General features: G+C 73.1%; 9 protein-coding genes. 6 read left to right on the top strand and 3 right to left on the bottom strand.

The annotated features are described in order from the left end of the window. Positions 1-147 precede the first annotated feature (147 nt). The gene (locus E1193_RS12545; protein ID WP_243707555.1) at positions 148-1,314 is read left to right on the top strand and encodes a sensor histidine kinase; all 1,167 of its coding nucleotides are present in this window, start codon (positions 148-150) and stop codon (positions 1,312-1,314) included. Next, the gene (locus tag E1193_RS12540; RefSeq protein WP_132183359.1) at positions 1,311-1,982 is read left to right on the top strand and encodes a response regulator transcription factor; all 672 of its coding nucleotides are present in this window, start codon (positions 1,311-1,313) and stop codon (positions 1,980-1,982) included. Before E1193_RS12545 ends, E1193_RS12540 begins: the two co-directional genes overlap by 4 nt. Positions 1,983-2,042: 60 nt before the next feature. On the opposite strand, the gene E1193_RS12535 is transcribed toward E1193_RS12540, so the two are convergent. Continuing rightward, positions 2,043-3,053 carry a LacI family DNA-binding transcriptional regulator gene (locus E1193_RS12535; protein WP_243707553.1) on the bottom strand — a complete coding sequence of 337 codons (1,011 nt, stop codon included), beginning with the start codon at positions 3,051-3,053 and terminating at the stop codon, positions 2,043-2,045. Positions 3,054-3,250: 197 nt separating this feature from the next. Between E1193_RS12535 and E1193_RS12530 the strand changes: the two genes are divergently transcribed. Next, entirely contained in the window at positions 3,251-3,430 is a 180-nt protein-coding gene (locus E1193_RS12530) for a hypothetical protein (protein WP_132183357.1), read from the top strand. Positions 3,431-3,770: 340 nt separating this feature from the next. On the opposite strand, the gene E1193_RS12525 is transcribed toward E1193_RS12530, so the two are convergent. Further along, positions 3,771-4,784, bottom strand: a complete 1,014-nt coding sequence (locus E1193_RS12525) for a cellulose-binding domain-containing protein (RefSeq protein WP_132183356.1) — start codon at positions 4,782-4,784, stop codon at positions 3,771-3,773. 738 nt (positions 4,785-5,522) lie between these two features. Between E1193_RS12525 and E1193_RS12515 the strand changes: the two genes are divergently transcribed. After that, on the top strand, positions 5,523-6,887 hold the full coding sequence (locus tag E1193_RS12515) for a carbohydrate-binding protein (RefSeq protein WP_132183354.1): 1,365 nt from the start codon (positions 5,523-5,525) through the stop codon (positions 6,885-6,887). A gap of 60 nt (positions 6,888-6,947) precedes the next feature. On the opposite strand, the gene E1193_RS33750 is transcribed toward E1193_RS12515, so the two are convergent. After that, positions 6,948-9,557, bottom strand: coding sequence for a CHAT domain-containing tetratricopeptide repeat protein (locus E1193_RS33750; RefSeq protein ID WP_132183353.1), 2,610 nt, complete (start codon positions 9,555-9,557; stop codon positions 6,948-6,950). Between the two features lie 185 nt (positions 9,558-9,742). On the opposite strand from E1193_RS33750, the gene E1193_RS12505 reads away from it, so the two are divergent. Both E1193_RS12505 and E1193_RS12500 read left to right on the top strand, forming a co-directional pair. Continuing rightward, positions 9,743-11,056, top strand: coding sequence for a S8/S53 family peptidase (locus E1193_RS12505; RefSeq protein WP_132183352.1), 1,314 nt, complete (start codon positions 9,743-9,745; stop codon positions 11,054-11,056). Further along, a partial coding sequence (locus E1193_RS12500) for a sigma-70 family RNA polymerase sigma factor (protein WP_132183351.1) occupies positions 11,053-11,564 on the top strand: 512 nt, incomplete at its 3' end. The genes E1193_RS12505 and E1193_RS12500, both read left to right, overlap by 4 nt.

The raw sequence follows: 11,564 nt of genomic DNA, 5'->3' as shown, positions 1-11,564 counted from the left end.
CGGACCCGCGCACATCGACCCCCGGCCGGCATCCGGTGCTCGGCCCAGGGGCGTACCGGCGGGTCGCTCGGTGCGGCGGCATCATGCTGGAGGATGACCGGCCACGGGTGGACGCCGCCGACGCGACGGGCGGATACCGTCGGCGGCGTGACCGCGATCGTGCCTCGCCGGCTGCTGTCCCGCCGGCTACGTACCACCGACCTGATCGCCGTCGACGTACTACTGGCACTGTCGCTGTGCGCGCTGTGCGCGTACGCGGCGGCCGAGGTTCCGTTGACCGCCGGCGTACAAGAACCGGTCTGGATCTCCGTGTCCGCGGGCGTGTTGATCGGCGGGCCGGTCGCGGTGCGACGGATCTGGCCCCTGACCGTGCTCGGCGTGGTCTTCGTCTCGTCCGCCGTCGTGCTGCTGTCCGGCGTCATCCCCGACTACGCGGCGGTGTCACCGATCCTCGCGCTCGCCTGCGCGCTCTACACGGTCGGGGCCGTGCGTCCCCGTCGCCGGTCCGTGCCAGCCCTGATCGCCTGCCTCGCGGGGACGTTGGTGCTGCTGATGGGAATCCCGGACACCGAGGCCGGCAGCGGTACGAGCGCCACGACCATCGCCTTCGTGGTCATGCTGACGGGCGTGTCGTGGCTGCTCGGACGGGCCGCTCGGGAACGCCGGACCTACGCCGCGCAATCCGCTGAACAGTTGACCCACCGGGCGGTCAGCGACGAGCGGCTGCGTATCGCCCGCGAGATGCACGACATCGTGTCCCACAGCATGAGCCTCATCGCGGTGAAGGCCGCGGTCGGCAACCACGTCGCGGAGACCAGCCCGGCCGAGGCCCGCGAGGCGTTGCGCGTCATCGAGACGACCAGCCGTGGAGCGCTGGCGGAGTTGCGCCGGACGTTGGGGGTGCTGCGGGACGACACGTCGTACGCGCCCACGCCCGGCCTGCGTGACCTCGCCACGCTGGCCGACCAGGCGGCGGCCGGCGGCGTCGACGTGGAGATGACCGTGACGGGCGACGACGACCTGCCGGCGGGTGTCGGCCTGTCGGTCTTCCGTATCGTGCAGGAAGCTCTGACCAACGTGGTGAGACACGCGGCGCCCGCCCGATGCCGCGTCAGCGTGACGGTGGAGTCGGGGGAGGTGCGCATCGAGGTGACCGACGACGGACAGCGTGGCAGCCGCGCGCGCTCCGGTGGCCACGGGCTGATCGGGATGCGCGAGCGGGTCGGCATGTACCGTGGCGAGCTCAGTGCCGGTCGGTGCCCGGAGGGCGGCTTCCGGGTGTCTGGCAGGCTCCCGTACACGACGGTGCGATGATCCGCGTACTGATCGCCGACGACCAGGCGTTGCTGCGGGGCAGCTTCCGCGTGCTGGTCGACTCGGTTCCCGAGCTGACGGCCGTCGCGGAGGCGGGCACCGGTGCGGAGGCGGTCGCCCTGGCTCGCCAGCACCTGCCGGACGTGGTGCTCATGGACGTACGCATGCCGGAGATGGACGGCATCGAGGCGACCCGGCAGATCTGTGCTGACCATCGGACCGCGTCGACCCGCGTGCTGATCCTGACCACCTTCGACCTGGACGAGTACGTTTACGGGGCGTTGCGCGCGGGCGCCAGCGGTTTTCTGCTCAAGGACACGCCGCCGGCCGATCTGCTGACGGCGATCGCGGTGGTTGCCGGGGGTGAAGGGCTGCTCGCGCCGACGGTGACCCGCCGGCTCATCGCGGAGTTCGCCCGCCGACCGGCGCCTGGTCGCCCGTTGGCCCGTCAGCTGACCGGGGTCACCGAGCGGGAGCGTGAGGTGCTCACGTTGATCGCCTACGGTCTGTCCAACACCGAGATCGCCGAGCGGCTGGTCCTGAGCATGGCCACGGTGAAGACGCACGTGGGTCGCCTGCTCACCAAGCTGCACGCACGCGACCGGGCGCAACTCGTCATCATCGCGTACGAGACCGGGCTGATCTCCCCGAGCCGTCACCGGTCCTGAACGGCCAGGTCGAATCAGATTCGAGGGCCTCGACCGGAGCCTCCCAGAGCGCGAGGTGGGTCAGGTCGTGCCACGTATCACCAGGCGTGGGCTGAGCATCGCCGGTGGTGGCAGCTCGCCGGCCAGAAGTTGGTCCACCTGGTGCACGGCGAGCTCGCCGAGCCGCCGCTTGTCGAGGTGGATCGTGGTGAGCGGCGGATCGATCAGCTCCCCGATGCTCAGGCCGTCGAAACCGACCAGCGCGCACTCCGCCGGCACGGCTACGCCGAGCCGGCGGGCCGTCTGGAATGCGCCGATGGCGACGAGGTCGTTGAATGCGAGCACCGCGGTCACGTCGGGGTGTGCGGCACGCAGTGTTTCGAACGCGCTGCCGCCACCGGCCATCGTCTGCTCACCGAAGACGATCCATTCCTCGTCGACCGGCAGCCGATGGGCGCGAGCGACGTCGAGGAATGTCTGACGCCGGATGACGGGGTCACAGGCCGACACACAGTCGATCATGCCGATGCGCCGGTGCCCCCGTTCCATCAGGTGCCCCAGTCCTGCCCGGATACCCGCCTCGGTGTCCACCTGCACCAGTGCGTACGTCGTCGAGCCCACCCCCCGGTCGACGATGACCAGCGGCACACCCGCGACGTACGGCTCCAGTTCCTCGTCGGTGTGGCTGAGGTAGCCGACGAGCGCGTCGACCTGCCGGCCGAGTGACCGCAGCAGCGCCAGCTCGCGGGAGAGGTCGTTCTCCGTACTCGCGACGACGACCTGCCAGTCCCGGTCGCCCGCCGCTTCGATCACTCCGGCGACGAACTCCGGGAAGAACGGGTTGACCACGTCAGAGACGACCAGGCCGATGGTCACCACGTCGGGCCGGACGAGCCCGCGGCCGAACCGGCTGGGCCGGTAGCGCAGTTCTCGTGCGACGTCGAGCACCCGGCGCTGGGTCTCCGGGTCGATCTCCCCCTTGCCGTTGATCGCCCGGGAGACGGTCTGGTGCGAAACGCCCGCCACCCGGGCGACGTCCCTGAGCGTGACCCGTCTGCCGGCGTGCGCCGGCACCGTCCCGTTCTTCTCCACCACGCCTCCTACTCAACCATGCCCGCTCGCGTTCCGGCTTTTCGGTTGACGCCGGACGGGGCGGTGCGGGAAACTCCGTTAGCGGTCACGTTACCGTTAACGGGCGGCTGGCGCGACCGCCCGGCCCGAATGGACAACGACGTCAGGAGGACGATGTGGCTTCCGTGAAGCGCCCGCCGCGAGCCGAGACTCAGCTGTTGTTCCGTGCGGTGTTCGACGACTGGCAGGCCCGGGCTGACGTCTGGTCCGCGCTGCCGGACGCCCCGGTGGTGCCGGACAATCCCCGGCGGCGATCAGCGTGGCGTTGGCTGCGGACCCGCACAGGAGTCGAAGGTTCGTCGATCTTCGGCCGGCCACGGGTGACGCCCAGTACCTGACCGGCTCGGGTTGGTCGTCGGGCCATTGGGTGACCAGCCGCCGCTGGGCAGGGTGCCGTCGGTGTCCCGGGCTGACCGACTGTCGTGCGGGGCCCCTGCCGGGCCGGCAGCGTGGCGGCGCGCCGTCGGGCCGGGTCGGTTGCTGGTACGGACAGCGGGAATCGTGCTCGCGGTTGGTCATCCTCGAGGCAGCCCGAGGGCCGCCTCACCGATCTCGGCGAGGCGGCAGCCACGAGCCGGGCGACGCCCGGCACCAATCGGGGCAGGCGTCGGTGTGGTCCCGGGTCCGTCCCGGTGTAACCGACACTCGACACCGGCGCCCAAGGCCGCTGTCCGACCGTCAGCCGGTGGGACTCGAAGTCGGCGGGGCGGGTGGGTCGATGGCGAGGCCGATCCGGGTGAACGCGGAGAACCTCCCGAGGTGATCGAAGGCGCGGACGGCCACCCAGTACACGCCGTACCCGGTGAATGGGACGAATCCGTTGGTGCCACCGACCGTGCTGATCAGCCGATCGTTCAGGTACAGCTCGTAGCCGGCGACGAAGACGTCGTCGCGGGAAGCCTCCCAGCGCACTGGTAGGTGGTCCCCGATCGGGCCGTCGATGGAGAGGCTGGCGGGCGCGGTCGGCGCGGCGGAGTCGGGGCGCTGCCCGAAGTAGTAGATGGCATACGGCGAGCGGTTGCCGGCGGCGTCGACCGCGCTGATCCCGAAGGTGAAGGTCGTCGGTGGCAGCGGTGGGAAGGTGTGGCTGGTCCCGGTCACCGACGCGAACGGGTTGCCGTTGGCGAGGATGTCGTACCGCACCACGCCGTGGTCGTCGCTGGCCGGATCCCAGTGCAGCGCGGTGTATTGCCCGGCGGTGCCGACGCGGACGTTCGTCGGCGTGCTGGGCGGTCGAACGTCGGGGCCGATCGGCCGGCCGGCGCAGGGGGAGCCGTTGACGGTGCAACCGGTCGGGGTGCCCGTGCCGTTGGTCACCCAGCCGAAGCTGGTGCGGGCACCCGGGGCCAGCACGCCGTTCCAGGCAAGGTTGGTGAAGACGTGCCGGCTGCCGGAGCGGGTCAGCGCGGCGTTCCAGTAGTTGGTGATGGTGGTGCCGGCGGGCATGTCGAACTCCACCCGCCAGCCGGTGAGTTGGCTGGCGGTGTCGTTGTGGACCGCCACCTCGCCGACGTACCCGGTGCCCCACTCGCTGACCCGGGTGAACGACGCGGTCGTGGCGGCGGACGCCGCCGTGGACGGCACCAGCACGGCGGCGGCGGCGGCGAGCGCCAGGGTCAGGGCGCCGGTCGCCGTCCGGTGCCGGCGGGCGATGCGACGGCCGGCGCCGAGCCGGCAACGAAATAGGTGCATGTCAATTAGTGTCGGGGGTTGAGGCTGACTCGGGCAAGGCCGTCCCGGTCCTCGGGCCGGTGTGGCCCGCGGGCGCCGGCCCGGTGCGGCCGCTGGGCGAGCGCCGGGTGGTCAGTCCCGGGGGACACACCACTTGCGCCAGGTGGCGGCACCTTGGGGCGCCGCGAGGTGTGGGCAGCCTCGATGTATCGAGGTGGCTCAATTGACACTTCTGCTCGCTCGGGCCAGACTCTGTGACACATCTTGGTTTGCGGGAGTCAGGAGAGCGCGTAGCGCGAACGGTGTCCGGTGTCGCTGCGTCCCCGGTCGCTCGGCGAAGAGGGCAATTCGCCGCGCGCCAGAGCCGATGTGCCGGCGATCGGCAGGGGCCCCGGCTCGGCGCACCGGACGAAGGCCGGCCGTGCCGCGGTCTCGGCGGTCTCGGCCCGGGCCCGCGAGGAGACCTGAAGCTGACGGCGTGGCCCGGGTGGCTCATTGGCTCCGCGCTGCTGCAGAGCCAGCGAGGCGTCCGTCAGCCCGGCTCCGTTCGCCGCGAGGTCGCTCTCACGAACAAGCAGGCCGGCGCCACTCACCGTGCCTGGGGGGCCGGGAATCCGCCGCCGGAGGCTCCGGCGACGGTCCAGGGCCGGTGACCGGGACCGAGCCGGGCCCGGGCCCGGGCCAGCCTCGGCTGCCGTCCGGACTGGAAACGCCCGGCTCCCATGTCCGTCCGCGTGTTTGGCAAGGAGGCACAACGCAATGCCATACAAGGAGACCGACCCCCAGACGTCGGGAAATTTCCGGGCGGGCCGGCTGACGCCGCGTCGCACAGGTCTGCTGGGGAGGCGAATCGCGGTCGCGACCGCGGCTCTCTTCGCGACCGCTGCGGTCGTGGTGGCGGTTCGTCCGGCGCTGGCGGCCGACAATCCGTACCAGCGCGGCCCGAACCCGACCGCGGCGAGTGTGGCGGCGTCGCGGGGAACGTTCGCCACCACGCAGGTCAACGTGCCGGCGGGCAATGGCTTCGGTGGTGGAGTGATCTACTACCCGACGGACACCAGCCAGGGCAGGTTCGGCGCGGTCGCGATCGTGCCCGGTTACACCGCGACGTGGGCCGCTGAGGGCGCCTGGATGGGGCCGTGGCTGGCGTCGTTCGGGTTCGTCGTGATCGGGATCGACACCAACAGCCGCAACGACTGGGACACCGCCCGCGGGCAGCAACTGCTGGCGGCCTTGGACTACCTGACCCAGCGCAGTTCGGTGCGGGACCGGGTGGACGCCAGCCGGGCGGCGGTGATGGGCCACTCGATGGGCGGCGGCGGGGCGATGTACGCGGCGCTGCAGCGTCCGTCGCTGAAGGCCGCGGTCGGGTTGGCACCGTTCAGTCCGTCGCAAAGCCTGAACAACATGCGGGTGCCGACGATGCTGCTGGCCGGTCAGAACGACGGGACGACCACCCCGGCGAGCATCCTCAACCACTACAACGCGATCCCGGCCGCGTCGGAGAAGGCATACCTGGAACTCGCCGGCGCCGACCACGGCTTTCCCACCTCGAACAACCCGACCATGATGCGCAACGTCATCCCCTGGCTGAAGATCTTCACCGACAGCGACACCCGCTACACCCAGTTCCTGTGCCCGCTGTCGAACTGGAGCGGTATCCGGGCGTACCAGAGTTCCTGCCCGCTGGTGCCCTCCCCGGTGCCGACGACCTCGCCCACCGCGAGCCCGCCGTCGGGGCAGCGTTACGAGGCGGAGGACGCGCCTGCGGTGTGCCAGGGCACGATCGATTCGAATCATGCTGGCTTCTCGGGTAGTGGCTTCTGTAACGGCACTGGGGCGGTGGGCGCCTATGCCCAGTTCACGGTGAACACGTCCGCGGCCGGCACGGCGGCGTTGGGGGTTCGGTTCGCCAATGGTGCCAGCGGCGCGCGGTCGGCGAATCTTGTCGTCAACGGAACCACGGTGGCGACGGTTTCGTTCGAGAGCACCGGAGCGTGGTCGACTTGGGTCACCAAGAACCTGACCGCCTCGCTCAACGCCGGTAGCAACACCATCCGGTTGAGTCCGACGGTTGCCGACGGGCTGCCCAACATCGACTACCTCACCGTCGGCGCTGCCTGACATCCATCCCTCTCCGGCACCTGCGCCGTGACGCAGACCCGCTCGCTCGGGAGAGAAGCGTCAGCCGGCGCCGAAGCAGACGAACGCCGCGGCGGTGGCTCGGGCCGGGCCGTCGCCGGCCGCGCCGAACGCCCGCTGCGCGTCGGCCAGGGCCCGCGCCGGGCGTGCACCCGCCCGCATCCGCCCGTGCAGGTCCAGCATCAGTGCGGTGGTGGGCTCGGCCGGCACCGGCAACACCGTCGCGATCAGGCACCGGGTGCCGAGCGCCAGCAGCACCGCGGTGAACCCCATGATCTCGTCGCCGGGGCGGACCCCGGTCAGGCCGGAGTCGCACGCGGAGAGCACCACGCGGCCGGGTGGGCGGGCCACCCGCTCCCACTCGTACGCGAACAGCGGCCCGCCGGCCAGCTCCAGCGTGGAGAACTGCGGGTTGTCCGCGCGGAACGTGCCGTGGGCGGCGATGTGCACCAGCCCGGCGCCGTCCAGCGCGGCGGTCAACGCGTCGGCGGTGGCCTCGGCCCCGGTGAGCAGCCGCGCCTCCGGCAGTACCTGCGCGAGCCGGCGTACCTCGGCGTGCGCGGCCGGCAGGCGCGGGCCGGCGGCCAGCACCGGCGGCCCGGTTGGCGGCTCCCGCCGATCCGCGGCGAGCCAGACGGTCGCCGAGGGGGCGACGGTCACGGCGCGCCCCGCGCACGTCGGCAGCGCCGACCAGGGCACCGCGTGCAGTGCCCCGACCGGGACGATCACCAGCGCCCGGTCGGCCAGCCGCCGCCGGAGCGGATCGAAGAGCTGACGGTCCAGGACGGCTGCGGCGTGCCCGGCTCCCACCCGTGCGGCGGTCGTGTCGCCGGTGGTGACCAGCCGCCGCAGGGCGAACCGGTGCCGTCGGGCCAGGTCCATCACGTCGGCTTGCGGGCCGAGGTCGTGCAGGCTGGCCCGGCCGTCGCGGACCAGCACCGCCCGGAGCCGGTCGCCGTGGGTTACCAGCTCGACCAGCGCCCGGTCACCGAGCCGCGCGGCCAGCGCCGCCAAGCCCGGCGGGGTCAGCACGGCGCCCCCGCCGGGCGCCCGTCGGGCCAGGTCCCGGATGCGCTGCTCCAGCCGGGCCTGCCGGCCCCGCAGGGCGTGCGCGGGGCGGCCGGCCAGCACCTCGTCCTCCAGCAGTCCGCTGACCAGCCGGAGCTCGGCGAGCGCCGCCACCAGTTCGGGGTCGTTGGGGGGCAGCGCCGGCCGGGTCCGCAGCGCGTTGGCCCGCCAGCGCTCCGCCCAGGCCAGGACCCGCGCCGGCGCCCCGGCGCGGATCGCGATGTCCAGGCCCTCGGCCGCCAGCTCCTGCCCGTACGCCCCGCTGTTGGCCCGCAGTTCCGTTGCGCCGAGCGAGGTACGGTGCCGGTCGAGCACGGCCAGTCCCCGGCTCAGCGCTCGGGTCGCCCCGGCGATGTTCCCGCTGAGCCGGTGGGACAGAGCCAGGGCGTACCAGCCCTGTGCCCGCCGGTCGGCGGTGCCCCGGCGGCGGGCTCGGGCGGCCACCGTCAGCAGGTCCCGGGCGCGATCGGGGCGCCCCAGCTCGGCGGCCAGCAGGCCGGCCTCGATCCGGGTGGTCAGCGCCGGGCCGGGCCACCCGGTGGCCTCGAGCTGGTCGGCGGTGCGTGTCATCGCGGTGAGCAGCGGGGTCGAGCGGGTGCCCCGGCGGTACTCGGCGCGTAGTTCGACGTGCCGGGCGAAGGCGGCCCAGGTGCGGCGGCCCTGGCGGCGGAACCGGGCCCGGGCTGCGGCGGCGGCCCCGGCAGCGGTGTCGAGGTCGTCGGCGAGCAGGGCGGCCCGGGCCTGCGCCAGCAGCGCCTCGGCGAGGTCGGAGGCCATTCCCCGGCGGCGCAGCTCCCGTACGGCCGCTGCGGCAACCTCGACCGCCTCGCCGACCAACGGCACCGACAGCAGCAGCTCGAACCGGTCCAGCAGCAACGCCGGCCGGGGGACGGCGAGGCGCTGGTACTCCTCGTCGCCAGCGGCGAAGCGGCGCAGCGCGCCCGCGATGTCGCCGTGGCGGCCGGCGGCGATTCCGCCGTTCCAGCGGGCGTCGGCCGCCGCGAGGTCCAGCCCCAACTGCTCGAAGGCGGCTGCGGCACGGGCGAGGTCGTCATCCGTGCCGCCGGCCGCGCCCCGGTGGGCGTTGAGCAGCCCGCGGTTGTTGCGGGCCCGCGCTTCCAGCAGCAGGTCGCCCTCGCGTTGAGCGATCTCGATGGCGAGGCTGTAGTCGCGTACCGCCTCGTCGTAGCGGCCGCGGTAGTGCAGCACCACGCCCCGCTGCATCCGAGCCCGTCCCGCGTCCGCGCCGGCCAGCTGCGGCAGCGCGGCGGATACCGCGCGCAGCGCCGCGGCGGTGCGGCCGGCGTTGGCCAGCACGTATCCCAGGCTCATCCGCGCCAGCGCCCGGACCCGGGGCGTGCCGGCGACGCGTACCGCGCGGCGCAGGTGGCGCAGTGCGCCGGGCAGGTCGTTGAGTTCCCGCAGGGCCAGGCCGGTGGCCCGCTCGGCGGTGGAGCGCTCGTCGTCGTCGAGGCCGGCGGCGAGCACGCGGTGGGCGATCGCGATCGCCTCGCGGGGATAGCGTTGGACGGCGTCCAGCGCCGCCTGGGCCGCCTCGGCACCGGGCACGGTGCGATCGGCCATGCCCCACAGCGTCCATCAGAGATGTTGGGCCGTCAATGTCGAGCATCGGACAAAGGATTGTCGGGAATCGGCGCCAGCCATTCAGGTTATGGATGTTGGCCTATGCTTTGGAGGAATTGTCGGCGCCCGGGGAATTCGGCCGTGCCGGCCACCGGGGGGCGTTTCGTCGATCGCATGGAGGATCCATGCCGCCTGAGCAACCCGATGCGCTGTACCCGGCCGGCCGGTTGTCCCGACGACGGCTGCTGGCGGCGTCCGCGCTCGCCGCGGCGGCGGCCCCGCTCGGCGCCGGGCTGCGCCCGGAGCCGGCGCTCGGAGAAAGCGCGGACGACGCCGCCTACCAGCGGGCATTCGACGAGGCGCTGGCCGCCGACCGGAACGTCCGCCGCCACACCACCCGGGAAAGGCAGTTCCTCTACCGGCCCCGGCAGCTCCTGGTCGCCGCCATCGACGCCCAGCGGGTACTCGCCTGGCTGCGCGCCGCCGGCCATCCGGTGACCCTTGGGGACGACTTCGCCGGCGTCACCCGGCTGCTGCTCGGCAAGGAGACCGACATCCCCGCGGTCGTGGCGCAGCTGCGCGACCCCCAGCAGTGGCCCGGTCAGCCGGTGCCGAAGGTGCAGCCGCACCACATCCTGCTGGGCCTGGGCAACATCATGGGCAACCCGGGCAGTCCACCCACACCTGCCGCCGCACTGCCGCCGCCGGACAGCGGCCGGCGCGGCGAGGGTGCGGGGGTGACGATCGGGATCTGCGACACCGGCATCTGGCAGCTGGCCGGGGGCCGCCACCCGCAATGGCTCGGCGGGACGTACGTGCCGCAGGCCGACGACGAGGACCCGCTGTACGCGCACACCGACGTGCTGGCTCTGCAGGGCGGGCACGGCACCTTCGTCGCCGGTGTGGTGCGGCAGGCCGCGCCGGGGGTACGCGTCGACCCGGAGCAGGCGCTGACCGCCACGGGCGTCGGTGACGAGGCGTCTGTGGTGGCCGCGATGGGCCGGCTCGCGCCGGAGGTGTCCGTCATCAACCTGTCCCTCGGCGGGTTCACCCAGGACGACCAGCCGTCGCTGCCGCTGGCCAACGCGGTCGCCGCGCTGCCCTCGACGTGTGCCGTGGTCGCGGCGGCGGGCAACGCCGGCGCCAACCGGCCCATGTGGCCGGCCGCCCTCGATCGAGTCGTCGCGGTGGCGGCCGTCAGCCAGGGGTCCGGTGGCGTGGTGCCGGCTGCCTACAGTGGCTTCGGGCCGTGGGTCGACGCCTGCGCTCTCGGCGAGCGCGACAGCACGTACGTCGAGGGTCAACTGCCGCTGCCCGGGCAGCCGACCCGGGTGTTCCACGGCTTCGCCACCTGGGCGGGCACCTCGTTCGCCACCGCGCACGTCTCCGGCCGACTCGCCGCGCTGATGACCGCCCACGGCCTGAACGCCGACGCGGCGCGGCTGGCGCTGCTGGCGGCGCCACGCTGGCACCCCGACTATGGCGTGCTCGTCGGATGAGCGAGCGTCGGGCGAGCGAATCACCGGTGCCGCCGGGCGGTGTCGGCGTTACCGAGCGGAACGCGACCAGCCTGGTGACCGCCGCCGCGGCCGGGGACGAGTCGGCCTGGGCGGAGCTGGTCCGCCGGTACACCCCGCTGGTCTACTCGGTGATCCGGTCCCACGACCTGAGCGGAGCCGACGCCAGCGACGTCAACCAGACCGTCTGGCTGCGTCTGGTGGAGCACCTGGGCCGGGTGCGGGATCCGCAGGCCCTCGCCGCATGGCTGGCCACCACGGCACGGCGCGAGTGCTACCGGCTCTCCCGCCTGGCCCGGCGTACCCAGCTCGTCGACCCGTACGACGACACGCTCGACGCGCACCACGGCTTCTCTCCCGTCCCGGACGCGACGGGCCCGGGCGAGGAACTGCTGCGCGCCGAGCGGCGGCAGGCGTTGCGGGAGGGCTTCGCGCAGCTTCCGCCGCGCTGTCAGGAGCTACTGTCCCTTCTGACGGCCGACCCGCCGCC

The organism is Micromonospora sp. KC606, from assembly GCF_004348675.1.
In the GTDB taxonomy this organism is placed as follows: domain Bacteria; phylum Actinomycetota; class Actinomycetes; order Mycobacteriales; family Micromonosporaceae; genus Micromonospora.
This window is presented reverse-complemented; position numbering and strand designations above follow the sequence as displayed.

What these genes read in the sequence shown, in the direction of transcription:
- E1193_RS12540 (WP_132183359.1), top strand. Translation starts at nt 1,311, where the DNA reads ATGATCCGCGTACTGATCGCCGACGACCAGGCGTTGCTGCGGGGCAGC.
- E1193_RS12525 (WP_132183356.1), bottom strand. Translation starts at nt 4,784, where the DNA reads ATGCACCTATTTCGTTGCCGGCTCGGCGCCGGCCGTCGCATCGCCCGC.
- E1193_RS12515 (WP_132183354.1), top strand. Translation starts at nt 5,523, where the DNA reads ATGCCATACAAGGAGACCGACCCCCAGACGTCGGGAAATTTCCGGGCG.
- E1193_RS33750 (WP_132183353.1), bottom strand. Translation starts at nt 9,557, where the DNA reads ATGGCCGATCGCACCGTGCCCGGTGCCGAGGCGGCCCAGGCGGCGCTG.
- E1193_RS12505 (WP_132183352.1), top strand. Translation starts at nt 9,743, where the DNA reads ATGCCGCCTGAGCAACCCGATGCGCTGTACCCGGCCGGCCGGTTGTCC.